This is a genomic window from Faecalibacterium sp. Marseille-P9312 (assembly GCF_902497445.1).
GTDB lineage: Bacteria > Bacillota > Clostridia > Oscillospirales > Ruminococcaceae > Faecalibacterium > Faecalibacterium longum.
In genome coordinates this window covers 42,608-62,974 of the sequence record NZ_CABVEW010000019.1, presented here as the reverse complement: position 1 = coordinate 62,974, position 20,367 = coordinate 42,608, and the positions used below count along the sequence as shown (strand labels likewise).

33 protein-coding genes are annotated in these 20,367 nt (G+C 58.1%); all 33 read left to right on the top strand.

Annotation, left to right across the window (positions count from 1 at the left end):
• Window positions 1-96 precede the first annotated feature (96 nt).
• The 33 genes from F3G95_RS14100 (at window position 97) to F3G95_RS12595 (ending at window position 20,189) form a co-directional block, all read left to right on the top strand.
• Window positions 97-2,277 (top strand): hypothetical protein, encoded by a 2,181-nt coding sequence (locus tag F3G95_RS14100; protein WP_149795236.1) that lies wholly within the window; start codon window positions 97-99, stop codon window positions 2,275-2,277.
• 600 nt (window positions 2,278-2,877) lie between these two features.
• Complete coding sequence (gene rpsJ, locus F3G95_RS12750; RefSeq protein ID WP_005934923.1) at window positions 2,878-3,189, top strand: 30S ribosomal protein S10; 312 nt, start codon at window positions 2,878-2,880, stop codon at window positions 3,187-3,189.
• Between the two features lie 97 nt (window positions 3,190-3,286).
• Complete coding sequence (gene rplC, locus F3G95_RS12745; protein ID WP_015564635.1) at window positions 3,287-3,919, top strand: 50S ribosomal protein L3; 633 nt, start codon at window positions 3,287-3,289, stop codon at window positions 3,917-3,919.
• Window positions 3,920-3,933: 14 nt separating this feature from the next.
• Complete coding sequence (gene rplD / locus F3G95_RS12740) at window positions 3,934-4,557, top strand: 50S ribosomal protein L4 (protein WP_015564636.1); 624 nt, start codon at window positions 3,934-3,936, stop codon at window positions 4,555-4,557.
• Window positions 4,557-4,853: a 50S ribosomal protein L23 gene (rplW, locus tag F3G95_RS12735; protein ID WP_015564637.1), complete on the top strand. Its 297-nt coding sequence runs from the start codon at window positions 4,557-4,559 to the stop codon at window positions 4,851-4,853. The genes rplD and rplW overlap by 1 nt, the downstream gene beginning before the upstream one ends.
• A 77-nt stretch (window positions 4,854-4,930) precedes the next feature.
• On the top strand, window positions 4,931-5,758 hold the full coding sequence (rplB, locus tag F3G95_RS12730; RefSeq protein ID WP_015564638.1) for a 50S ribosomal protein L2: 828 nt from the start codon (window positions 4,931-4,933) through the stop codon (window positions 5,756-5,758).
• A gap of 17 nt (window positions 5,759-5,775) precedes the next feature.
• Window positions 5,776-6,042: a 30S ribosomal protein S19 gene (gene rpsS, locus F3G95_RS12725; protein WP_005934915.1), complete on the top strand. Its 267-nt coding sequence runs from the start codon at window positions 5,776-5,778 to the stop codon at window positions 6,040-6,042.
• A gap of 18 nt (window positions 6,043-6,060) precedes the next feature.
• Complete coding sequence (gene rplV / locus F3G95_RS12720) at window positions 6,061-6,396, top strand: 50S ribosomal protein L22 (protein ID WP_005921882.1); 336 nt, start codon at window positions 6,061-6,063, stop codon at window positions 6,394-6,396.
• Window positions 6,397-6,408: 12 nt separating this feature from the next.
• Window positions 6,409-7,113, top strand: coding sequence for a 30S ribosomal protein S3 (gene rpsC, locus F3G95_RS12715; RefSeq protein WP_015564639.1), 705 nt, complete (start codon window positions 6,409-6,411; stop codon window positions 7,111-7,113).
• The gene (gene rplP, locus F3G95_RS12710; protein WP_005938020.1) at window positions 7,113-7,553 is read left to right on the top strand and encodes a 50S ribosomal protein L16; all 441 of its coding nucleotides are present in this window, start codon (window positions 7,113-7,115) and stop codon (window positions 7,551-7,553) included. The genes rpsC and rplP overlap by 1 nt, the downstream gene beginning before the upstream one ends.
• On the top strand, window positions 7,543-7,728 hold the full coding sequence (gene rpmC, locus F3G95_RS12705; RefSeq protein WP_005921879.1) for a 50S ribosomal protein L29: 186 nt from the start codon (window positions 7,543-7,545) through the stop codon (window positions 7,726-7,728). The genes rplP and rpmC overlap by 11 nt, the downstream gene beginning before the upstream one ends.
• 12 nt (window positions 7,729-7,740) lie before the next feature.
• Complete coding sequence (rpsQ, locus tag F3G95_RS12700; RefSeq protein WP_005938017.1) at window positions 7,741-7,998, top strand: 30S ribosomal protein S17; 258 nt, start codon at window positions 7,741-7,743, stop codon at window positions 7,996-7,998.
• 46 nt (window positions 7,999-8,044) lie between these two features.
• Window positions 8,045-8,413: a 50S ribosomal protein L14 gene (gene rplN, locus F3G95_RS12695; protein ID WP_005938014.1), complete on the top strand. Its 369-nt coding sequence runs from the start codon at window positions 8,045-8,047 to the stop codon at window positions 8,411-8,413.
• Between the two features lie 13 nt (window positions 8,414-8,426).
• Complete coding sequence (gene rplX, locus F3G95_RS12690; RefSeq protein WP_005934911.1) at window positions 8,427-8,741, top strand: 50S ribosomal protein L24; 315 nt, start codon at window positions 8,427-8,429, stop codon at window positions 8,739-8,741.
• 17 nt (window positions 8,742-8,758) lie between these two features.
• Complete coding sequence (rplE, locus tag F3G95_RS12685; RefSeq protein WP_015564641.1) at window positions 8,759-9,304, top strand: 50S ribosomal protein L5; 546 nt, start codon at window positions 8,759-8,761, stop codon at window positions 9,302-9,304.
• A gap of 13 nt (window positions 9,305-9,317) precedes the next feature.
• Window positions 9,318-9,503 carry a type Z 30S ribosomal protein S14 gene (locus tag F3G95_RS12680; RefSeq protein WP_005921866.1) on the top strand — a complete coding sequence of 62 codons (186 nt, stop codon included), beginning with the start codon at window positions 9,318-9,320 and terminating at the stop codon, window positions 9,501-9,503.
• Between the two features lie 108 nt (window positions 9,504-9,611).
• Window positions 9,612-10,010, top strand: a complete 399-nt coding sequence (rpsH, locus tag F3G95_RS12675; RefSeq protein WP_005934908.1) for a 30S ribosomal protein S8 — start codon at window positions 9,612-9,614, stop codon at window positions 10,008-10,010.
• 17 nt (window positions 10,011-10,027) lie between these two features.
• Window positions 10,028-10,579: a 50S ribosomal protein L6 gene (rplF, locus tag F3G95_RS12670; RefSeq protein WP_015564642.1), complete on the top strand. Its 552-nt coding sequence runs from the start codon at window positions 10,028-10,030 to the stop codon at window positions 10,577-10,579.
• Window positions 10,580-10,597: 18 nt separating this feature from the next.
• Window positions 10,598-10,957: a 50S ribosomal protein L18 gene (gene rplR / locus F3G95_RS12665; protein ID WP_015564643.1), complete on the top strand. Its 360-nt coding sequence runs from the start codon at window positions 10,598-10,600 to the stop codon at window positions 10,955-10,957.
• 19 nt (window positions 10,958-10,976) lie between these two features.
• Window positions 10,977-11,477, top strand: coding sequence for a 30S ribosomal protein S5 (gene rpsE / locus F3G95_RS12660; protein WP_149795235.1), 501 nt, complete (start codon window positions 10,977-10,979; stop codon window positions 11,475-11,477).
• A gap of 14 nt (window positions 11,478-11,491) precedes the next feature.
• Complete coding sequence (rpmD, locus tag F3G95_RS12655; RefSeq protein ID WP_005921851.1) at window positions 11,492-11,677, top strand: 50S ribosomal protein L30; 186 nt, start codon at window positions 11,492-11,494, stop codon at window positions 11,675-11,677.
• An 18-nt stretch (window positions 11,678-11,695) separates the two neighbouring features.
• On the top strand, window positions 11,696-12,136 hold the full coding sequence (rplO, locus tag F3G95_RS12650; protein WP_149795234.1) for a 50S ribosomal protein L15: 441 nt from the start codon (window positions 11,696-11,698) through the stop codon (window positions 12,134-12,136).
• 1 nt (window position 12,137) lies between these two features.
• Window positions 12,138-13,433 carry a preprotein translocase subunit SecY gene (gene secY / locus F3G95_RS12645; protein ID WP_149795233.1) on the top strand — a complete coding sequence of 432 codons (1,296 nt, stop codon included), beginning with the start codon at window positions 12,138-12,140 and terminating at the stop codon, window positions 13,431-13,433.
• A gap of 154 nt (window positions 13,434-13,587) precedes the next feature.
• Entirely contained in the window at window positions 13,588-14,220 is a 633-nt protein-coding gene (locus F3G95_RS12640) for an adenylate kinase (RefSeq protein ID WP_149795232.1), read from the top strand.
• Window positions 14,221-14,222: 2 nt separating this feature from the next.
• Window positions 14,223-15,014 (top strand): type I methionyl aminopeptidase, encoded by a 792-nt coding sequence (gene map / locus F3G95_RS12635; RefSeq protein WP_149795231.1) that lies wholly within the window; start codon window positions 14,223-14,225, stop codon window positions 15,012-15,014.
• A 372-nt stretch (window positions 15,015-15,386) separates the two neighbouring features.
• Window positions 15,387-15,638: a translation initiation factor IF-1 gene (gene infA, locus F3G95_RS12630; RefSeq protein WP_005937979.1), complete on the top strand. Its 252-nt coding sequence runs from the start codon at window positions 15,387-15,389 to the stop codon at window positions 15,636-15,638.
• Window positions 15,639-15,673: 35 nt separating this feature from the next.
• Entirely contained in the window at window positions 15,674-15,787 is a 114-nt protein-coding gene (rpmJ, locus tag F3G95_RS12625; RefSeq protein ID WP_005921832.1) for a 50S ribosomal protein L36, read from the top strand.
• Between the two features lie 83 nt (window positions 15,788-15,870).
• The gene (gene rpsM, locus F3G95_RS12620; RefSeq protein WP_015564647.1) at window positions 15,871-16,242 is read left to right on the top strand and encodes a 30S ribosomal protein S13; all 372 of its coding nucleotides are present in this window, start codon (window positions 15,871-15,873) and stop codon (window positions 16,240-16,242) included.
• Between the two features lie 14 nt (window positions 16,243-16,256).
• A complete protein-coding gene (gene rpsK, locus F3G95_RS12615; protein ID WP_005934894.1) occupies window positions 16,257-16,667 on the top strand; it encodes a 30S ribosomal protein S11 in 411 nt (136 codons plus the stop codon).
• 20 nt (window positions 16,668-16,687) lie between these two features.
• The gene (gene rpsD / locus F3G95_RS12610) at window positions 16,688-17,290 is read left to right on the top strand and encodes a 30S ribosomal protein S4 (protein ID WP_015564648.1); all 603 of its coding nucleotides are present in this window, start codon (window positions 16,688-16,690) and stop codon (window positions 17,288-17,290) included.
• 113 nt (window positions 17,291-17,403) lie between these two features.
• Window positions 17,404-18,360: a DNA-directed RNA polymerase subunit alpha gene (locus tag F3G95_RS12605; protein ID WP_015564649.1), complete on the top strand. Its 957-nt coding sequence runs from the start codon at window positions 17,404-17,406 to the stop codon at window positions 18,358-18,360.
• A 25-nt stretch (window positions 18,361-18,385) separates the two neighbouring features.
• A complete protein-coding gene (gene rplQ, locus F3G95_RS12600; RefSeq protein ID WP_005934891.1) occupies window positions 18,386-18,727 on the top strand; it encodes a 50S ribosomal protein L17 in 342 nt (113 codons plus the stop codon).
• 145 nt (window positions 18,728-18,872) lie between these two features.
• On the top strand, window positions 18,873-20,189 hold the full coding sequence (locus F3G95_RS12595; protein ID WP_243130388.1) for a hypothetical protein: 1,317 nt from the start codon (window positions 18,873-18,875) through the stop codon (window positions 20,187-20,189).
• The last annotated feature ends 178 nt before the right edge of the window (window positions 20,190-20,367 follow it).

The window sequence follows — 20,367 nt, the reverse complement described above, 5'->3', positions numbered from 1 at the left end:
GGGGGGGGGGGGGTACAATTTAAAAAAAAAAATGCGCCCTCCACAAAAAAGAGCGCAAAAAGCACAAGAAAGCGTAGAAAAAGAAAGGAAACCACCATGAAAAAGAACAGCGCATTCCGCCGGGCAGCAGCTCTGATGGCAGCGTTGAGCATCACAGTGTCTCTGGCGGCTCCGGCCTTTGCAGCGACCTCAAGGACCTACTATATCGACTACGGCGATATTACCATCACCAAAGATGAGCATGGCAAACAGACCGTCCAACAGGGCGACAGTGAGGCAGAGAAGATTGGGGACGATGATGAGATCATCATCACCACCTATAAAAAGGCCGCCACCACGCTGGAGAGCGACCTGGAAGGTCCCGCAGCAGAGGATTCCGGCTTTGGCCCTGTGGTAGAGGACAACTACCAGCCTGCTCCCCCGGCCCAGCCGGAGGACGCCGAGCAGCCGGAAGGCGCAGACCAGCCGGAGGACGCTGAGGAACCGGAAGATGCAGACCAGCCGGAGAACGCTGAGGAGTCGGAGAACACTGAGGAGTCGGAGAACACTGACCGGCAGGAAAGCGCCGGGCAGCAGCCCCAGCCCCAGCAGGCAGCCCCGGCTGATGCTGCCCCTGCAGCCCCGGCCCCGGCAAATGGCTTTTGCAAAAACATCATTACGGTGATCAACAACGCTGCCACGGCGCTGAAACTCACCCTGAAAGACGTAAAGATCGATGTGAGCGACACCGGAGACTTTGCGACTAGTGGAAAGGCCGCCCTGAGCGTTCAGGGAAAGGGCAATGTGGAGATCGAGCTGGACGGCAAGAACGAGCTGAAAAGCGGCTATGACAGGGCGGGCCTTGAAAAAAACACCTCTGAAGGCACGCTGACCCTGAAGGACGATAATAAAGACGGCAGCCTGAAGGCTACCGGAGGCGATAGTGGTGCCGGCATCGGCGGCGGCGGACAATGGGGCGACGCCAGCGGCGAAAACATCACCATCACCGGCGGCAGCGTGACCGCTACCGGTGGCAAATGGGCTGCTGGCATCGGCGGCGTAGGCAACGGCAAAAACATCACCATCACCGGCGGCACGGTGAACGCTACCGGCACCGATGGTGGTGCTGGCATCGGCGGCGGCTCCAGGAGCAGCGGCGAAGCCATCACCATCACCGGCGGCACGGTGAACGCTACCGGCACCGATGGTGGTGCCGGCATCGGCGGCGGTGATGAGGGCAGCGGCGAAGACATCACCATCACCGGCGGCACGGTGAACGCTGCCGGAGGCGACTATGGTGCCGGCATCGGCGGCGGCATCAGCGGCGTCGGCAAAAACATCACCATCGCCGGCGGCAGGGTGACCGTTGCCGGTGGCGACTATGGTGCCGGCATCGGCGGCGGTTTCCGGGGCAACGGCGAAAACATCACCATCACCGGCGGCACGGTGACTGCTGCCGGTGGCAATGGTGCGGGCATCGGCGGCGGTGAGGAGGGCGACGGCAAAAACATCACCATCACCGGCGGCACGGTGACTGCTAAGGGACGCCTCGGTGGTGCCGGCATCGGCGGCGGTGAGCAGGGCAACGGCGAAGATATCACCATCACCGACGGAACTGTGAACGCTGCCGGTGGCGTCAGTGGTGCTGGCATCGGCGGCGGTGTCAATGGCATCGGCAGCAAGGTCACCGTGAGCGGAGCCGCTCAGGTGACAGCGACCGCCGGCAAGAGCGATGGCTCCTACGGTGCCGGTGCTACCATCGGTGACGGCAGCAAGAGAACATATGAGAATGGCGTCTACACCTATTCCGACGGCAAGGAGATCCAGGCGGACATCAAAGGCCTGACCACCGGCTACATCCACCACATCATCTACGAGCAGGACGGCACCACCATAAAGAAGGAGTGGTGGGAGCCGGAGCGCCCCAAGCCCACTCCGGACGCCCCGAATGCTCCGGCAGAGGAGAGCAATGAGGTGGACCTGGGTACCCCCGGCCTCCATGTGGAGACGCTGGAGGGTGTCCTCCTGCCTTTTAACGCCCAGCAGCAGGGCAGCACCCTGCGGGTGACGTCCAACACTCTGGCCGCCCGGCTCCACGGCACCCGGCAGGCGCTGGAGGCTCTGCAGGAGCAGGGGGTGGAGCAGATCCAGTTTGTCACCACCCTCAAGACGACCACCCTGTCAGTGGCAGAGCTGCTGGCAGAGGGGGGTAGCTGGTTTGCTCTGGAGCACGACGGCCTTGGGAGCCGGCAGCTGAACGCAGCTCAGGCCGAGAGCCTGAAGTGCCAGAGGCGCTAAAAAATACAGACCCCTTACAGGGGCCGCCTTGGGGAACCACCCGGGGCGGCCCCTTTTTGTTGTATAACAGGTATAAGGCCCGGCCCCCGGGGGCATACTGGTGTCGGCGGGGTTTTCCACAGAAAAAGCTGCCGCCCGATTGTGCATTCTGCACAGAAAATCGGCCGGGAGATGAAACGGAGCAAATAAAAAAGAAAATCTGCGTTTTTTCGAAAAAACACTTGCCAAATGCACGAAGATGTGATAGAATATCTCTCGGCTGCAAAGGGCTTGTGCGATACAAGTCGTGCAGGCCAGCGATATGCGTAGATGCGGGAGGTTGTCATCCGGCGATAGCTGAGATGGGTTATTTCCGCGGAGTATGTCCGATCTTAGAACCGGGCGAAAGAATTACTGACAGCGATGGAATACGTTCCCCCGGCAGGGCGACCTGCGAAACGGGCGGAACCAATGTTCGGATTTGATTTGCTAATAGATTTCCGGGAGAACTGCCGAGCGGTTCACCGGTTTTTCTAGTGCCAAATCGAGGAACACCCGGAACTGTGTAGAGCAATTTATCGGCTCGCCTAGGGCAAAACAATTTTTCAGGAGGCGTAAGCAATGGCAGTCAAAGAGAAAATCAGAATCCGTCTGCAGAGCTATGATGCTCAGCTGATCGATGCCGCAGCAGAGAAGATCGTGGAGACCGCAAAGCACACGGGTGCCCGCGTGTCCGGCCCCATCCCCCTGCCCACCGATCGTGAGATCGTCACCGTTCTGCGCGCTACCCACAAGTACAAGGATAGCCGCGAGCAGTTCGAGAGCCGCACTCATAAGCGTCTGATCGACATTCTGAAGCCGTCCAACAAGACGGTCGAGGCTCTGATGAGCCTCCAGCTCCCCGCTGGCGTGGACATCGAGATCAAGCTGTAAAAGACACTCGATCAAATTCGATGCCCTCGTTTCCCGAGGGGTCATGTTGGCAGTGACGTGCGCTGCCAACCAATAACCTTTACAGGAGGAAAAGAAAATGGTTAAAGGCATTATCGGCAAGAAAGTCGGTATGACTCAGCTGTTCGATGAGAGCGGCAAGGTCATCCCCGTGACCGTCATCGAGGCTGGTCCCTGCACCGTCGTGCAGAAGAAGACCGTCGAGAGCGATGGTTATCAGGCTGTCCAGCTGGGCTTCGGCGAGGTTTCCGCCAAGAAGGTCAACAAGGCAGCTGCAGGCCACTTCAAGAAGGCAAATGTTGCCCCCAAGAAGACCCTGCGCGAGTTCCGTCTGGAAGATGTCTCCGCAATGAACGTCGGCGATGTGCTGAAGGCTGATGTCTTCGCAGCTGGCGACAAGGTTGACGTCGTGGGCGTCTCCAAGGGCAAGGGCTACCAGGGCGTTATCAAGCGCTACGGTCAGCACCGTCTGCGTGAGAGCCACGGCACCGGCCCGGTGGCACGCCACGCCGGTTCCAACGGCTCCACTTCTACCCCGTCTCGCGTGTTCCCCGGCAAGCGCCTGCCCGGCCACATGGGCTTTGTGCGCGTCACCGTGCAGAACCTGACCGTTGTCAAGGTTGACACCGAGAACAATCTGATCGCTGTCAAGGGTGCGGTCCCCGGTTCCAAGGGCACCATCGTCACTCTGGCCAACAGCGTGAAGGCGTAAGGAGGAAAGCTACAATGGCAAAGTTTAACGTAGTCGATATGAACGGTCAGCATGTTAGCGAGATCGAGCTTTCCGACGCCGTGTTCGGTATCACCCCGAACGAGAAGGCTGTCCACATTGCTGTGGTGAACTTCCTGGCCAACCAGCGTCAGGGCACCCAGAACACCAAGATCCGCATGGAAGTTTCCGGCGGCGGCAAGAAGCCCTGGCGCCAGAAGGGCACCGGCCACGCTCGTCAGGGTTCCATCCGTGCACCGCAGTGGACTCACGGCGGCGTCGCTCTGGGCCCCAAGCCCCGCAGCTACAACTACCACATCAACAACAAGGTCAAGCGCCTGGCTCTGCTGAGCGTCCTGTCCGACAAGGCTGCCAATGGCAACATGGTCGTTGTTGATAAGTTCGCCTGCGACGAGTACAAGACCAAGACTGTTGTCTCCATGCTGAACGCCGTCGGCGCTGGCAAGAAGAACCTGCTGGTCAATGAGACTGTCGATGCAAAGTTCGTCAAGAGCGCTGGCAACATCGCCGGCGTCAAGACCACCTTCGCAGGCAGCGTGAACACCTACGATGTGCTGAACGCCGACAAGCTGATCATCAGCGTTGGCGCAGCGAAGAAGCTCGAGGAGGTGCTTGGCTAATGAAAACCGCACATGATATTATCCTGAAGCCGGTCATTACCGAGAACTCCATGGCCGGTATCGCTGACAAGAAGTACACCTTCAAGGTCGCTACCGATGCTACCAAGGTCGAGATCGCCCAGGCTGTCGAGGTCCTGTTCCCCGGCGTCAAGGTCTCCAAGGTCAACACCATCTCTGTCCGCGGTCGTTTCCGCCGTCAGGGTATGCATGCTGGTTACACCGCCGCTTCCAAGAAGGCGATCGTGACCCTGACCAAGGACTCCAAGGAGATCGAGTTCTTCAACAGCATGGTCTGATAGAACCCACCGAGGGTTCCTCTATGGGGATATGACCCCGATAATAATTCATAAGATAAACAAAGGAGAATAGCACAATGGCTATCAAAAAGTATGGCCCCACTACTCCGGGCCGCCGCGGCATGACCGTCACGGATTACAGCGTCCTGTCCAAGGTCGCTCCCGAGCGCAGCCTGCTGGAGCCCATGAAGAAGCACAGCGGCCGCAACAACACCGGTCGTATCACCGTCCGCCATCAGGGCGGCGGCAACCGCACCAAGTATCGTGTCATCGACTTCAAGCGTCAGAAGACCGATATGCCCGCTACCGTCAAGACTCTGGAGTACGATCCGAACCGCAGCGCATTCATCGCTCTGGTCGAGTACACTGACGGTGTCAAGAGCTACATCATCGCTCCCGACGGCCTGAAGGTCGGCGATGTTGTCATCAGCGGCAAGGGCGCCGACATCAAGCCCGGCAACTGCCTGCCCTTCGAGAACATCCCCGTCGGTACCATCATCCACAACATCGAGCTGTATCCCGGCCGCGGCGCTCAGCTGGTTCGTTCCGCTGGCAACATGGCTCAGCTGATGGCTAAGGAGAATGGCTACGCTCTGGTCCGTCTGCCCTCTGGTGAGATGCGCAATGTGCCTGTCAACTGCACCGCAGTTATCGGTCAGGTCTCCAACATCGACCACGAGAACGTCAACCTGGGCAAGGCTGGCCGTAAGCGCCACATGGGCGTCCGTCCCGGCAGCCGTGGTACCGTCATGAACCCCTGCGACCACCCCCACGGCGGTGGCGAGGGCCGCGCACCTGTTGGCCACTCCGGTCCTATGACTCCCTGGGGCAAGCCTGCTCTGGGTCTCAAGACTCGCAAGCATCATAAGCGCTCCGATAAGCTCATCGTGAAGCGTGCTAAGTAAGAGAGGAGTTTAAGACAATGGGTAGAAGCATTAAAAAAGGTCCTTTCGTCCAGGCTGCTCTTCTGAAGCACGTTGAAGCTATGAACGCTTCCGGCAAGAAGCAGGTCATCAAGACCTGGAGCCGCGCCTCCACGATCTTCCCCGAATTCGTTGGTCACACCTTTGCCGTCCACGACGGCCGCAAGCATGTGCCTGTGTACGTGACCGAGGACATGGTTGGCCACAAGCTGGGTGAGTTCGTTCCCACCCGTACCTTTAAGGGCCACACCGGTAATTCGAAGTAAGAGAAGGAGGAACACAACATGGAAGCTCGGGCAATTCTTCGTTATGCCCGCATTAGTCCTCGTAAGGTGTCCATCGTTATGGATCTGATCCGTAACAAGCCCCTGGACGAAGCGCTGGCAATCCTGCAGTACACCCCGAAGGCCGCTTGTGAGCCCCTTCTGAAGCTGGTGAAGTCTGCAGCCGCAAATGCGGAAAACAACTTCAATATGGACAAGAACAACCTCTACGTCGCCGAGTGCTACGTCTGCCCCGGCCCGACGCTGAAGCGCATGATGCCTCGTGCACAGGGCCGCGGCTACCGCATCCTGAAGCGCACCAGCCACATGACCGTTGTTCTGAAAGAGAAAGAGTAAGGAGGGAAAACAATGGGCCAGAAAGTAAATCCGCACGGCATTCGTGTCGGCGTTATTAAAGACTGGGACAGCCGCTGGTTTGCCTCCAAGAAGGATTTCAGCGATAACCTCGTCGAGGATCACAAGATCCGCACTGAGCTGAAGGCTCAGCTGAAGGACGCTGGCGTCCCCAAGATCGAGATCGAGCGCACTGTGGATCCTTCCACTTCCGCTCCCCGCGTTACCGTCAACATCTACTGCGCTAAGCCCGGTATGGTGATCGGTAAGGGCGGCGAAGAGCGTGTTGCTCTGCAGAACAAGCTGACCAAGGAGTATGGCAAGACGGTTATCGTCAACGTCATCGAGGTCAAGAGCGCTGCTACCAACGCTCAGCTGGTTGCCGAGGACATCGCTCGTCAGCTGGAGAACCGCGTTACCTTCCGCCGCGCTATGAAGCAGTGCATGCGTAACGCTATGAGCCCCCGCGATCGCGCAACTGTCCCTGCAAAGGGCATCAAGGCAATGTGCTCCGGCCGTCTGGGCGGCGCTGACATCGCCCGCGTCGAGAGCTACCACGAGGGCACCATTCCCCTGCAGACCCTGCGTGCCGACATCGACTACGGCTTCGCTGAGGCTGCCACCACCTACGGCCGCATCGGCGTCAAGGTCTGGGTCTACAAGGGCGAGGTCCTCAAGAGCGCTAAGAACGCTCAGAAGAAGGAAGGAGGCAACAAGTAATGTTACTGCCTAAGCGTGTTAAGTACCGCCGCGTCCAGCGCGGCCGCATGACCGGCAAGGCTACCCGCGGCAACGTGGTGTGCCAGGGCCAGTACGGCCTTGTTGCTCTGGAGCCGGCATGGATCTCCTCCACTCAGATCGAGGCTGCCCGTGTTGCCATGACTCGTTACATCAAGCGTGGCGGCAAGGTGTGGATCAAGATCTTCCCCGATAAGCCCGTTACTGAGAAGCCCGCTGAGACCCGCATGGGTTCCGGTAAAGGCTCTCCCGAGTACTGGGTCGCTGTTGTCAAGCCCGGCCGCGTTCTGTTCGAGCTGGCAGATGTCGATGAGGCAACTGCTCGTGAGGCTCTGCGCCTGGCTATGCACAAGCTGCCCATCAAGTGCAAATTTGTTGTCCGTGAGGACTCCGTGAAGGAGGATGGCACCAATGAAGGCTAATGAACTCCGCGAAATGCAGACCGCAGAGCTGACCAGCAAGCTGGCAGACCTGAAGGCCGAGCTGTTTAACCTGCGCTTCCAGCATGCCATCAACCAGCTGGAGAACCCCGGCCGCATCGAAGCAGTCAAGAAGGACATCGCCCGTGTGATGACCGTTCTGGCTGAGAAGCAGTAAGGAGGTTAAACGATGGAAGAACGTAATCTGAGAAAGACCCGCGTCGGCGTCGTCGTGTCCGACAAGATGGATAAGACCATCGTGGTTGCCGTTAAGGATAGCGTGCAGCACCCCCTGTACAAGAAGATCCTGAAGCGTACCGCAAAGTTCAAGGCTCGTGACGAGCAGAACGAGTGCGGCATCGGTGACCGTGTTGAGATCATGGAGTGCCGCCCCCTGTCCAAGGATGTGCGCTGGCGCCTGGTCCGTATCGTTGAGAAGGCAAAGTAAGTTTCTTTGCCCGCTGCTTTGAACAGTTTGAAAGGAGATATCTGAAATGGTTCAGATGCAAACTTATCTCAAAGTTGCCGACAACACCGGTGCCAAGGAGCTGATGTGCTTCCGCGTGCTGGGCGGCACCCGCAAGAGATACGCAAACATTGGTGACGTCGTGGTCTGCTCTGTCAAGAAGGCAGCCCCCGGCGGCTCCGTTAAGAAGGGCGACGTCGTCAAGGCTGTCATCGTGCGCAGCAAGCATGGCGTCCGCCGCGACGACGGCTCCTACATCCGTTTCGATGAGAACGCCGCCGTTATCGTCATGGCCGACAAGAGCCCCAAGGGTACTCGTATCTTTGGACCCGTCGCTCGCGAGCTGCGCGATGCCGGCTACACCAAGATCCTGAGCCTGGCTCCGGAATCGCTGTAAGGAGGTTTTAAAAATGAATAATCTTCATGTTAAAACCGGCGACAACGTAATGATCATCAGCGGCAAGGACAAGGGCCACACTGGTAAGGTCCTGCAGGTCAGCCCCTCTGAGAACAAGGTCATCGTTGAGGGCCAGAACATGGTTACCAAGCACGTCAAGCCCCGCCGTCAGGGCGAGCAGGGCGGTATCGTCAAGGCTGAGGGTGCAATGTACGCATCCAAGGTCATGCCCATCTGCCCCAAGTGCGGCAAGGCCGTGCGTGTGGGCCACGTCGAGAAGGACGGTAAGATGGTCCGCGTCTGCAAGAAGTGCGGCGCTGAGCTGTAAGAAAGGAGTAAGGAACAATGGCTCGTTTGAAAGAACAGTATGTCAATGAAATTGCTCCTGCTCTGAACAAGAAGTTCGGTTACAAGAGCGTTATGCAGATCCCCAAGCTGGACAAGGTCGTCATCAATGTTGCCTGCGGCGAAGCTAAGGACAACGAGAAGATCCTGGAAGCTGTCATGAAGGATCTGGGCCAGATCACTGGCCAGAAGGCGGTCGTCTGCCGTGCCAAGAAGAGCGTCGCTAACTTCAAGCTGCGCCAGGGCACTCCCATCGGCTGCAAGGTCACCCTGCGCGGTGAGCGTATGTACGAGTTCGTCGATCGTTTCTTCAACATCGCACTGCCCCGTGTCCGCGACTTCCGCGGCATCAACGGCAACGGTTTTGACGGTCGCGGCAACTTTGCATGCGGCATCAAGGAGCAGATCATCTTCCCCGAGATCGACTTCGAGAAGGTCGATGCAGTCCGCGGCATGGATGTCTGCTTCGTTACCACCGCTAAGACCGACGAAGAGGGCAAGGAGCTGCTGAAGGCTCTGGGCGCTCCGTTCGCTGAGAATAACTAAGGAGGAGATTACAATGGCTAAACTGTCTATGAAGCTCAAGCAGTCTCGTCCTGCTAAGTTCTCTACCCGTGCATACACCCGCTGCCGCATCTGCGGCCGCCCCCACTCCGTGCTACGCAAGTACGGCGTGTGCCGTGTGTGCTTCCGTGAGCTGGCCTACAAGGGCGAGATCCCGGGCGTCAAGAAGGCTTCCTGGTAATTAACCAGAGGGCTGGATAACAAGTCGGATTCCGCCCCGGGGCAACGATGTTTCGGGGCGGTATCATTATAAAACAAATGAGAGCTAATCTAAGGAGGTTAGTGGCAAATGCAGATTACTGATCCTATCGCGGACCTGCTGACTCGCATCCGCAACGCTAGCACTGCCAAACACCCTTCTGTGGAGATCCCCGCTTCCAACATGAAGAAGGCTATCTGCCAGATCCTGGTTGACGAGGGCTACATCAAGGGCATGCAGGTGAAGAACGACACCGTTCAGGGCACCATCGTTGTCACCCTGAAGTACCAGGCTAACGGCGAGCCCGTTATCGCTGGTCTGCGCCGTGTGTCCAAGCCGGGCCTGCGCATCTACACCAACTGCGAGGATATGCCGAAGGTCATGAAGGGCCTGGGCACCGCAATCATTTCCACCTCTAAGGGCATCATGACCGATAAGGCTGCTCGTGCTGCGCACGTTGGCGGCGAGGTCCTGGCCTTTGTGTGGTAAGAAAGGGGTAAAAGACAATGTCGAGAATTGGAAGAAAACCCATCGTCATTCCTGCCGGCGTTACTGTCACTGTCGATGAGGCAGCACACAGCGTCACCGTCAAGGGCCCCAAGGGCAGCCTGAATTCCAACTATCATCCCCTCATGACCGTCAAGGTCGAGGGCAATGAGGTTTTGGTTACCCGCCCCAATGACGAACCCGAGGCCCGCAGCCTGCACGGCCTGACCCGCAGCAACATCGCCAACATGGTGAACGGTGTTGTCCACGGCTACGAGAAGAAGCTGGAGATCGTGGGCGTCGGCCTGCGCTGCCAGAAGCAGGGATCCAACCTGGTCATGAACCTGGGCTTCTCTCATCAGGTGAACATCCCTGATACTGAGGATTGCACCATCGTGTGGCAGGATCCCAACCACTTCACTGTTACCGGTATCGATAAGCAGAAGGTCGGCCAGTATGCTGCTGAGATCCGCGCCAAGAAGCCGCCTGAGCCTTACAAGGGCAAGGGCATCCGCTACGAGGGCGAGGTCGTCAAGCACAAAGAAGGCAAGGCCGGCAAGGGCAAGAAATAAGGTAAGGAGTGAAAGACAATGGTTAAGCAGATCGACAAGAACGAAGCTCGTCTTCGTCGTCATCGCCGCGTTCGTAACAAGATCAGCGGCACCGCAGCACGTCCTCGCCTGGATGTTTTCCGCTCCGCCAAGCACATCTACGCTCAGATCATCGACGATGAGCAGGGCGTTACTCTGGTGTCGGCGTCCACTATGGACAAGGACTTCAATGGTTTCGGCGGCAACGTCGAGGCCGCAGCTGAGATCGGCAAGAAGATCGCAGCAAAGGCTCTGGAAAAGGGCATCACCGAGGTCGTTTTCGACCGTGGCGGTTACGTTTATCATGGCCGTGTTAAGGCCCTGGCTGATGGCGCCCGTGAGGGCGGCCTGAAGCTGTAATGAGAGGAGGAAACACATTATGGCTATGAGAAACCGTGAAGACGACGGCATGATCACCAAGGTTGTCTCCATCAACCGCGTTTCCAAGACTGTCAAGGGCGGCCGCATCATGAAGTTTGCCGCTCTGGTTGTCGTGGGCGACGGCAAGGGCACCATCGGTTACGGCATCGGCAAGTCCGGCGAAGTGCCTGAGGCAATTCGCAAGGGCGAGGCTGCTGCTAAGAAGAATATGCACAAGGTTGCCATGAAGGGCACCACTATCCCCCACGAGATCGTCGGTAAGTACGGCGCAGGCGCAGTCCTGCTGAAGCCGGCTGCCGCCGGTACCGGCATGATCGCTGGCGGCCCCGTGCGTGCCGTCATCGAGGCTGCCGGCATCAAGGACATTCGTGCGAAGTCTATGCGTTCCAACAACCCCATCAATGTTGTGTCTGCTACCTTCGCAGGTCTGTGCGGCCTGGTCAGCGCAGAGTCTGTTGCTGAGAAGCGCGGCAAGACCGTGAAAGAAATTCTGGGTTAAGGAGGTAACAAACCATGGCAGATAAGATGCTCAAGATCGAGCTGAAGAAGAGCCTGATCGGCCGCGGCGCTAAGCAGATCGCTACCGCTGAGGCTCTGGGCCTGAAGAAGCCGGGCGACGTTACCGTTCAGCCTGACAATGCCGCTACGCAGGGCAAGATCGCTAAGATCGGCTTCCTGCTCAGCGTCACCGAAGCCTAATCAGGGGGGATACGCATAATGAAACTTCATGAACTGCACGCGATTCCCGGCGCAAACAAGGCTGTGACCCGCAAGGGCCGCGGCATTGGCTCCGGCAATGGCAAGACTGCCGGTTTCGGCAGCAAGGGCCAGAAGGCCCGTTCCGGCGTGAAGCACGCTGGTTTCGAGGGCGGCCAGATGCCTCTGGCACGCCGCCTGCCGAAGTTCGGCTTTAACAACATCTTTGCTACCCAGTACGCCATCGTCAACGTGGCCGATCTGGAGGCAGCTTTCGAGGCCGGCGAAGTCGTCGACACCGAGGCTCTGAAGGCAAAGGGTCTGGTCAAGAAGACCCTGGACGGCGTTAAGGTCCTGGGCAACGGCGAGCTGACTAAGGCTCTGACCGTTAAGGCCGCAGCCTATTCCGCTTCTGCCAAAGAGAAAATCGAGAAGGCAGGCGGAAAGGCTGAGGTGATGTAAGGTGTTCCAGACATTCCGTAACGCATGGAAGATCCCCGAGCTTAAAAATCGTCTCCTGTTCACGCTGGCGATCCTCGTGGTGTATCGTTTGGGCTGTGCTATCCCGGTGCCTTTCGTGACCAGCTCTGCGCTGACGCAGATGTTCTCGAACGGCAACATGCTCACATATCTTGATATGATGAGCGGCGGCGCACTGTCCCGGTGCACGCTCTTCGCGTTAGGTGTGACACCCTATATCAACGCATCCATCATCGTGCAGCTGCTCACTGTGGCCATCCCCTCGCTGGAAAACATTGCGAAGGAACCGGACGGCCAGCAGAAGCTGCAGCAGATCACCCGGTATGCCGGCGGCATCATTGCTCTGATCATGAGCCTCGGCTACTACTTTGTGGTCCGTAACATGGGCGCACTGAAGTACACTTCCGGCGCGGCTGGTATCTTTACCGCCGTGGTCATCATTGCGACCTTCACCGCAGGTGCTCAGCTGATCACCTGGTGCGGCGAGCAGATCGATGACAAGGGCATCGGCAACGGCCTGTCCCTTCTGATCTTCTCTTCGATCGTTTCCAACTGGTCTTCTCTCTACACCACGGTGGCTGGTCTGCTGACCCGCGCCGCCGCTGGCGAGAGCCAGTTCTACATCTTCCTGCCCCTGCTGCTCGTTCTGGCACTGGTCGTGATCGTGTTCATCGTCATTATGACGAACGCTGAGCGCCGCATCACCATCCAGTATGCCAAGCGCGTGGTGGGCCGCAAGCAGATGGGCGGGCAGAACAGCTACCTGCCGCTGAAGCTGAACATGACCGGCGTCATGCCCATCATCTTCGCTTCCGCTCTGGTCTCGATCCCGGGCACGATCGGCAGCTTCATGCAGGTCGACCAGGCTGCGCATCCGTTCTGGTACGCATTCTTCCGTACCTTCAACTATACGTCGCCGCTTTACGTCGTCATCTACCTGCTGCTGATCCTGGCCTTCAACTACTTCTATGTGGCCATCCAGTACAACCCTGTTGAGATCGCCAACAATCTGCGCCGCAACAACGGCTCGATCCCCGGCTTCCGTCCCGGCAAGCCGACCAGCGATTTCATCACCCGCACGCTGAACAAGATCACCCTCATCGGCGCGATCTTCCTCGCTGTGGTGGCTGTGCTGCCTATCGTTCTGGGCAACCTGACCGGTATGAGCATCCAGCTGGGCGGTACCAGTCTGCTGATCGTGGTCGGTGTGGCACTCGATACCACCCGCAGCCTCGACAGCTTCATGACGATGCGCAGCCACAAAGGCTTCCTCGGCTGATCTGTAAAGAATAAGCACTGATGTAAGAAAGCACTGGAAAGGAGAGCATGCTCGGACTTTTCAGTGCTTTTTTGCTTTGGTGAGCCGTTAGCGGTTTCAAACCGCAGCGGACTCAATGAAAAACCATCCTTTATATAAGGAGAGGAGAATTCCTATGAATCTGATTCTGTTGGGCGCCCCCGGCGCAGGCAAAGGCACGCAGGCTGAGATCATCTGCGCAAAGCTGAACATCCCCGCCATCAGCACCGGCAACATCCTCCGCGCGGCTGTCAAGGACGGCACCGAGATGGGCCTGAAGGCAAAGAGCTTCATGGACGCCGGCGCACTGGTCCCCGATGAGGTCATCATTGGCATCCTGAAGGACCGCCTGTCCGAGGCTGACTGTGCAAACGGCTTCATCCTGGACGGTGTGCCCCGCACCATCGCACAGGCAGAGGCTATCGAGAAGATGGGCATCCGCATCGACAAGGTGCTGGAGCTGTCTGTCGCTGACGATGTCATCGTCAACCGCATGGGTGGCCGCCGCGTCTGCGAAAAGTGCGGCGCAAGCTACCACATCGTCAACAAGAAGAGCAAGGTCGAGGGCGTGTGCGACTGCTGCGGCGGCAAGCTCGTCATCCGTAAGGACGACCAGCCCGCTACCGTGCTCGACCGTCTGAAGGCATATCATGAGCAGACGGAGCCGCTGGTGGACTTCTACCGTCAGCGCGGCAAGCTGGCTGTCATCCCCTTCAACGATTCCATTGAGGCGACCACGGCAGAAATCATGAAGGCTTTGGAGGCATAAAAGTGATTCAGATCAAGAATGCGAAAGAGCTGGACGGTATGCGCAAGGCAAATGCCCTGAGCGCAGCTGCCCTGAAATACGGCGGTGAACATATCGAGGCAGGTATGACCACCTGGGAGCTGGATAAGCTGATCTACGACTTCATCGTGAAGCACGGCGGCATCCCCAACTTCAAGGGTCTGTACGGTTTCCCCGGAACGGCCTGCATCAGTTTGAACGATACCATCATCCATGGTATCCCTTCGCATGACATCGTCATCCGCCCGGGTGACATCGTGAGCATTGATACCGGCGCAAAGGTCGACGGCTTCAACGGCGACAACGCCTGCACCTATGCAGTGGGCAAGATCGATCTGGAGGCTCAGCGCCTGCTGGACGTCACCAAGGCCTCTCTCTATAAGGGCATCGAGCAGGCTGTGGCCGGCAACCGCATCGGCGACATCGGCTATGCCGTCCAGAGCTACTGCGAGGACGCCGGCTTCTCCGTCGTCCGCGAGTTCGTGGGCCACGGCACCGGCAGGGAGCTGCACGAAGACCCCGAAGTGCCGAACTACGGCCATCAGGGCCGTGGCCCCCGTCTCGTCCCCGGTATGACCATCGCCATCGAGCCCATGATCTGCCAGTACGACTGCAAGATCACCCAGGCCAAGGACGGCTGGACGGTCAAGACCAAGGACGGCGGTCTGGCTGCTCACTTCGAGCATTCCATAGCCATCCTCAAGGACCGCACCGAGATCATGACCCGGAGCTGGGATGATCCCAGCTTCGACCCCGATACCTTCAGCTTCAAGTAAGGCTTGAGACCGAGACCTCCCTTTCCGGGGAGGTCTTTTTGGTTTTGAAAGACGTTATTTATGCAATTCTGACAAGTTTTGGTGAAAAAGATTCATCTTCACGGTGGAAATGGCAATGCAGAGAGCGGAAAAAGACCGTTTTGAAAAAGCAAGAATTTTTTATCGGAAATACGGAAAAAACCACTTGCAAAATGGACACAAAAGGTGTATAATCTATAAATGGCCGTGACAGCCAGATGCTTTCTCGGTGGACAGGGATCTTCTGCCCACTTTGCGGATTTTGTGCCGCAGGAGAAGAAGTATGTGGCTTTCATCGCCGCCTGTCCGTCCCAACACGACAAACTGAGCAGATCCAATGAGGAGGCAATTAGCTTGTCTAAAGAAGACGTCATCGAAATTGAAGGCATCGTGCGTGAAGCCATGCCCAACGCCATCTTTAAGGTGGAAATGTTGAGCGAGGACAAGAACACCGGGAAGCTCACTCCCAGTGGTCACATCCTCTTAGCGCACATCTCCGGCAAGCTGCGGACCAATTTCATCCGTATCCTGCCCGGGGACAAGGTAACCGTGGAAATGTCGCCCTACGACTTGTCGAAGGGCCGCATCACCTGGCGCTCCAAATAAGCACCAGGGTATCAACCAAAAGGAGGTTCAACATCATGAAGGTCAAGCCTTCCGTGAAACCCATCTGCGAAAAGTGCAAGGTCATCCGCCGCAAAGGCCGCGTGATGGTCATCTGCCAGAACCCCAAGCATAAGCAGCGCCAGGGCTAATTCGGGCGCCTGGGGGTCAAGTGCGTAGAGTCCCGGCGCAGACCCCGACACTGACATGGGATGATTTTTGGAGGAAAACTACTATGGCACGTATTGCCGGCGTTGACCTGCCCCGCGAGAAGCGCGTTCAGGTGGGTCTCACCTACGTTTACGGTATCGGTCAGACCACTGCCAACAAGATCCTGGCAGCCACTGGTATCAACCCCGATACCCGCGTCAAGGACCTGACTCTGGAAGAAGAGGCTAAGATCCGTGACTACATCGATCAGGCTAACATCATCGTCGAGGGCGACCTGCGTCGTAATGTCGCTCTGGACATCAAGCGCCTGGTTGAGATCCAGTCCTTCCGTGGCACCCGCCATCGTAAGAACCTGCCCTGCCGTGGCCAGCGCACCAAGACCAATGCACGTACCTGCAAGGGTCCCAAGCGCACGGTCGCTAACAAGAAGAAGTAAGGAGGTTCTGAGAAATGGCAAGTGCAAATAACGCCAAGAAGGGCGCAAATGTCCGCATGAAGCGGAAAGAGCGTAAGAACATTGCAGCCGGTCAGGCTCACATCCAGTCTACGTTCAACAATACTGTCGTCACCATCACCGACCTGCAGGGTAATGCAGTGTCTTGGTGCTCCTCTGGCTCCCTGAACTTCCGCGGCAGCCGCAAGAGCACTCCGTTTGCAGCTCAGTCTGCAGCAGAGACCGCTGCCAAGGTCGCTATCGAGCATGGCATGAAGACCGTTGAGGTCTACGTCAAGGGCCCCGGCGCTGGCCGTGAGTCCGCTATTCGTGCGCTTCAGGCCACCGGTCTGGAAGTCACCCTCATCAAGGACGTGACTCCCATCCCCCACAACGGCTGCCGTCCCCCGAAGCGCCGTCGTGTCTGATCGAAGGAGGAAACTGAATTATGGCAAAGAATACGCAGCCTATCGCAAAGCGTTGCAAGGCCCTGGGCATTTCTCCTGCGGTCATGGGCTATGCAAAGAAGAATACTACCCGCAACTCCAATGGCAACATGCGCAAGAAGCAGTCTGAGTACGCTACTCAGCTGAAGGAGAAGCAGAAGGTCAAGTTCATCTACGGCGTTCTGGAGAAGCAGTTCCACAACGCTTACCTGAAGGCTGAGGCTATGCCCGGCAAGACCGGTGAGAACCTGCTTCAGCTCATGGAGCGCCGTCTGGACAACGTCGTGTTCCGTCTGGGCTTTGCTCAGACCCGCCGCGACGCTCGTCAGCTGGTCTCTCACGCTCACTTCACCGTCAACGGCAAGAAGGTCAACATCCCCTCTTACCTCATCAAGGCCGGTGACGTCATCGAGGTCCGTGAGTCCAGCCGCAGCTCTGCGAAGTTCGCTAAGCTGACTGGCCCCGAGGCCCCTGTCGTGGCTCTGCCCTCCTGGCTGGACCGCGAGGCTGGCACCCTGAAGGGCGTCGTCAACAAGCTCCCCGAGCGCAGCGACATCGACTACGAAGTTGCAGAGCACCTCATCGTCGAGCTGTACTCCAAGTAATCCATTAAGAAGGCCTGGCCTTCCGTGTGGATGGCCGGTTTTCGCATTCTTTTCTTTGAAAGAATTTAATAATGGGCCGATGGCAACATCGGTTTGACAAGGAGGGCATAGATATGATGGAGATTGAACGTCCCAAAATCGAAACGGCAAGCCTGTCTCCCGACGGCCGCTACGGCAAGTTCGTGGCAGAGCCTCTGGAGCGTGGCTTTGGCATCACACTGGGCAACAGCCTGCGTCGTGTGCTTCTTTCCTCTCTGCCCGGTGTCGCCGTGACCAGCGTCAAGATCGACGGCGTGGTTCACGAGTTCTCCACCATTGAGGGCGTCAAGGAAGACGTTACCGAGATTGTCCTGAACCTGAAGGGTATCGCTGCAAAGCTGTACACCGACGGTCCGAAGACAGTGCGTGTTGAGGCAGTTGGCCCCTGTGAGGTCACCGCCGACAACATCAAGCAGGGCGATGATATTGAGATCCTGAACCCTGAGTGGCACATCGCAACCCTGGGCGAGGGCGGCAAGCTCGTCATGGAGCTGACCTTCGATAAGGGTCGCGGCTATGTGCCCGCTGAGCGCAACAAGCAGGCCATCATCGAGAAGAATGACATCAACACTCTTCCCGTTGATAGCATTTACACCCCCGTGCTCAAGGTGAATTATAATGTCGAGAGCACCCGTGTTGGCCAGGCCATCGACTACGACAAGCTGACCATCGAGGTTTGGACGGATGGCACGATCAATGCACAGGAGGCCGTTTCTCTGGCTGCCCGTGTGCTGACCGAGCACCTGAACCTGTTCGTCAACCTGTCCGACGAGGCCGCTGGCGCTGAGATCATGGTGGAGAAGACCAACGACGATAAGGAGAAGGCTCTGGAGATGACCATCGAAGAGCTGGATCTGAGCGTCCGTTCCTTCAACTGCCTCAAGCGCGCCGGCATCAACACGGTGGAGGATCTGGTCAGCAAGAGCGAGGACGAAATGATGAAGGTTCGTAACCTCGGCCGCAAGAGCCTCGAGGAAGTCATGGCGAAGCTGGACTCTCTCGGCTTCAAGCTGAACACAGACGATGAGTAATATTAAAGTTAAGGAGTGAAACGGGATGCCCGGTACCAGAAAGCTCGGTAGAACCAGCGACAGCCGCAACGCTATGATGCGCGCTATGGTTACCTACCTGTTAGAGAATGGCAAGATTGAGACCACTGTCACTCGCGCCAAGGACGTTCGTTCCATGGCCGAGAAGATGATCACCCTGGGTAAGGCCAGCGACCTGCACACCAAGCGTCAGGTCTACGCCTACATCACCAAGGAAGATGTTGCAAAGAAGCTGTTTGATGAGATCAGCCCCAAGTACGCTGACCGCAACGGCGGCTACACCCGCATCATCAAGATCGGCGCTCGCCGCGGCGACGCTGCTGAGATGGCAGTTCTGGAGCTCGTCTGATCGACTCTGACTGAATAAATCAGTATCAAAAAGCCCTTTCCCGTCCGGGAGAGGGCTTTTTCTGTTTTCGCCGCTTGGCAGAGCCCTCCTTGCGTGATATACTGATACTGTTATGGTATGCAGATTTCCACGAGCAGGAGGGAATATGTTGAAAATCAAAGGATGGCTGCGGGCGGCTGCGCTGTGCGTGGCGTTCTGCCTGCTGCTGACCGGGTGCAGCATCCCCATGCCGGAAGAGACGGCGCAGGTGGAGGAACTGCTGCGTGCGCCCCGCCTTGCGGGCGATTACGGCGCATTGCAGACCGCCCTGAACGACTGGCTGGGGGAGAGCGCCCAGCTGAAATATCCGCTGCAGGGCGACCTGCTGTCGCCCTTTGTGTTGCAGGATTTCGACGGCGACGGCGAACAGGATGCAGCGGTGTTCTACACCACGGCCCTCACCTCCAATGTATGCGTTGCTTTCTTACGCAAGAACAGCGGGGGTGCCTGGCAGGTGAGCCAGACCGTAGAGGGCCTGGCCGATTCGGTGGACAATGTCCGGCTGGCTCAGCTTCAGGCGGGCGGCACGGCCCAGCTCGTCGTGGGCTATGCGGCTTCGCAGGATGACCACTATCTGGCCGTTTACTCCTATGAGAACGGCGAGGTGTCGGCCATCCTCGAGCAGGCTTATGAGCAGTACCTCGTGGAGGACATCACCGGCGGCGGCAGCGAAGACCTTATCCTGATGTCCACGCTGGAAGACAGCGGCGTCCAGATCGAGCTGCTGACCGTCGATAAGGACGGAAGGTTCCAGCAGGTGGCCGTCATGGCACTGTCGGGCGATAAGTTCTCGGGCTGCGCCTCGGTGGCGGCGGGCCTCGGCGCGGACGGAAAGCACTATCTGGTGCTGGACGGCTGGACGGGCATCTCGGGCAATAATCTGGCCTCGGTGCTGCTGCGGTTCGACGATGAGAGCCAGCAGATGGTGCCGGCCTCTCAAATCAGCAGCGAGGAGCTGTACAATGCCTCGCTGCGCAATGTCCCAAGCCTCGTGAGCCGCGATTTGGACGGCGACGGCACCGTGGAGATACCGACCCAGCCCGACGAAGCGGGTCTGCTGAACATGAGCCAGAGCCGACGGATGGATTTTATCGTCTGGATGGACTACACGGCGTCAGCGCCGGAAAAGAGTTTCGGCCTGCTGGATGAGGAGACCGGCTGCTATATCGCCCTGCCCATCGAGTGGGAGGGCAACCTGATGCTGACGGACAGCACGGACGAGGAAGACGCCGTGGAGCTGCGGACCGTAGACGAGAACAAGCTGGTACTTACCCTGCGGCTGGCTTCGTCTAGCGAGAACGCTGTGGGATGGACCCGCCTTGGTGTGGTGGCGTCCCGCCAGATGCAGGCAAAGCTCGGCCCGGATGTAACCATAGAGGACCCGGATTACCGACTCTCCCGGTCGCTGTACCGGCTGAATTAGCCCTCTCAGGCCGTTTCACGGCCAGCTCTCCCAAGGGGGGCAACAATTTCGACCGCCGCCAGTGGCGGAAGCAGGAAGAAATTGTTGGGGCCGCGGCCAGCAGGATGCAAGCGAGAGCGAAGCAGACGCTGGGAGCCGCAACCCGGGGTGCAAAGCACCCCATTGGCAGGCCGGGGAA

What these genes read in the sequence shown, in the direction of transcription:
- F3G95_RS12640 (WP_149795232.1), top strand. Translation starts at nt 13,588, where the DNA reads ATGAATCTGATTCTGTTGGGCGCCCCCGGCGCAGGCAAAGGCACGCAG.
- rplQ (WP_005934891.1), top strand. Translation starts at nt 18,386, where the DNA reads ATGCCCGGTACCAGAAAGCTCGGTAGAACCAGCGACAGCCGCAACGCT.
- F3G95_RS12605 (WP_015564649.1), top strand. Translation starts at nt 17,404, where the DNA reads ATGATGGAGATTGAACGTCCCAAAATCGAAACGGCAAGCCTGTCTCCC.
- rpsQ (WP_005938017.1), top strand. Translation starts at nt 7,741, where the DNA reads ATGGAAGAACGTAATCTGAGAAAGACCCGCGTCGGCGTCGTCGTGTCC.
- rplN (WP_005938014.1), top strand. Translation starts at nt 8,045, where the DNA reads ATGGTTCAGATGCAAACTTATCTCAAAGTTGCCGACAACACCGGTGCC.
- rplD (WP_015564636.1), top strand. Translation starts at nt 3,934, where the DNA reads ATGGCAAAGTTTAACGTAGTCGATATGAACGGTCAGCATGTTAGCGAG.
- F3G95_RS12595 (WP_243130388.1), top strand. Translation starts at nt 18,873, where the DNA reads ATGTTGAAAATCAAAGGATGGCTGCGGGCGGCTGCGCTGTGCGTGGCG.
- rpsK (WP_005934894.1), top strand. Translation starts at nt 16,257, where the DNA reads ATGGCAAGTGCAAATAACGCCAAGAAGGGCGCAAATGTCCGCATGAAG.
- F3G95_RS14100 (WP_149795236.1), top strand. Translation starts at nt 97, where the DNA reads ATGAAAAAGAACAGCGCATTCCGCCGGGCAGCAGCTCTGATGGCAGCG.
- rpmC (WP_005921879.1), top strand. Translation starts at nt 7,543, where the DNA reads ATGAAGGCTAATGAACTCCGCGAAATGCAGACCGCAGAGCTGACCAGC.
- rplB (WP_015564638.1), top strand. Translation starts at nt 4,931, where the DNA reads ATGGCTATCAAAAAGTATGGCCCCACTACTCCGGGCCGCCGCGGCATG.
- rplF (WP_015564642.1), top strand. Translation starts at nt 10,028, where the DNA reads ATGTCGAGAATTGGAAGAAAACCCATCGTCATTCCTGCCGGCGTTACT.
- rpsC (WP_015564639.1), top strand. Translation starts at nt 6,409, where the DNA reads ATGGGCCAGAAAGTAAATCCGCACGGCATTCGTGTCGGCGTTATTAAA.
- rplW (WP_015564637.1), top strand. Translation starts at nt 4,557, where the DNA reads ATGAAAACCGCACATGATATTATCCTGAAGCCGGTCATTACCGAGAAC.
- rpmJ (WP_005921832.1), top strand. Translation starts at nt 15,674, where the DNA reads ATGAAGGTCAAGCCTTCCGTGAAACCCATCTGCGAAAAGTGCAAGGTC.
- rpsE (WP_149795235.1), top strand. Translation starts at nt 10,977, where the DNA reads ATGGCTATGAGAAACCGTGAAGACGACGGCATGATCACCAAGGTTGTC.
- rplX (WP_005934911.1), top strand. Translation starts at nt 8,427, where the DNA reads ATGAATAATCTTCATGTTAAAACCGGCGACAACGTAATGATCATCAGC.
- rplC (WP_015564635.1), top strand. Translation starts at nt 3,287, where the DNA reads ATGGTTAAAGGCATTATCGGCAAGAAAGTCGGTATGACTCAGCTGTTC.
- rplP (WP_005938020.1), top strand. Translation starts at nt 7,113, where the DNA reads ATGTTACTGCCTAAGCGTGTTAAGTACCGCCGCGTCCAGCGCGGCCGC.
- rplV (WP_005921882.1), top strand. Translation starts at nt 6,061, where the DNA reads ATGGAAGCTCGGGCAATTCTTCGTTATGCCCGCATTAGTCCTCGTAAG.
- rpsS (WP_005934915.1), top strand. Translation starts at nt 5,776, where the DNA reads ATGGGTAGAAGCATTAAAAAAGGTCCTTTCGTCCAGGCTGCTCTTCTG.
- F3G95_RS12680 (WP_005921866.1), top strand. Translation starts at nt 9,318, where the DNA reads ATGGCTAAACTGTCTATGAAGCTCAAGCAGTCTCGTCCTGCTAAGTTC.
- rplO (WP_149795234.1), top strand. Translation starts at nt 11,696, where the DNA reads ATGAAACTTCATGAACTGCACGCGATTCCCGGCGCAAACAAGGCTGTG.
- rpsD (WP_015564648.1), top strand. Translation starts at nt 16,688, where the DNA reads ATGGCAAAGAATACGCAGCCTATCGCAAAGCGTTGCAAGGCCCTGGGC.
- rplR (WP_015564643.1), top strand. Translation starts at nt 10,598, where the DNA reads ATGGTTAAGCAGATCGACAAGAACGAAGCTCGTCTTCGTCGTCATCGC.
- rpmD (WP_005921851.1), top strand. Translation starts at nt 11,492, where the DNA reads ATGGCAGATAAGATGCTCAAGATCGAGCTGAAGAAGAGCCTGATCGGC.
- rpsJ (WP_005934923.1), top strand. Translation starts at nt 2,878, where the DNA reads ATGGCAGTCAAAGAGAAAATCAGAATCCGTCTGCAGAGCTATGATGCT.
- rpsH (WP_005934908.1), top strand. Translation starts at nt 9,612, where the DNA reads ATGCAGATTACTGATCCTATCGCGGACCTGCTGACTCGCATCCGCAAC.
- rplE (WP_015564641.1), top strand. Translation starts at nt 8,759, where the DNA reads ATGGCTCGTTTGAAAGAACAGTATGTCAATGAAATTGCTCCTGCTCTG.
- rpsM (WP_015564647.1), top strand. Translation starts at nt 15,871, where the DNA reads ATGGCACGTATTGCCGGCGTTGACCTGCCCCGCGAGAAGCGCGTTCAG.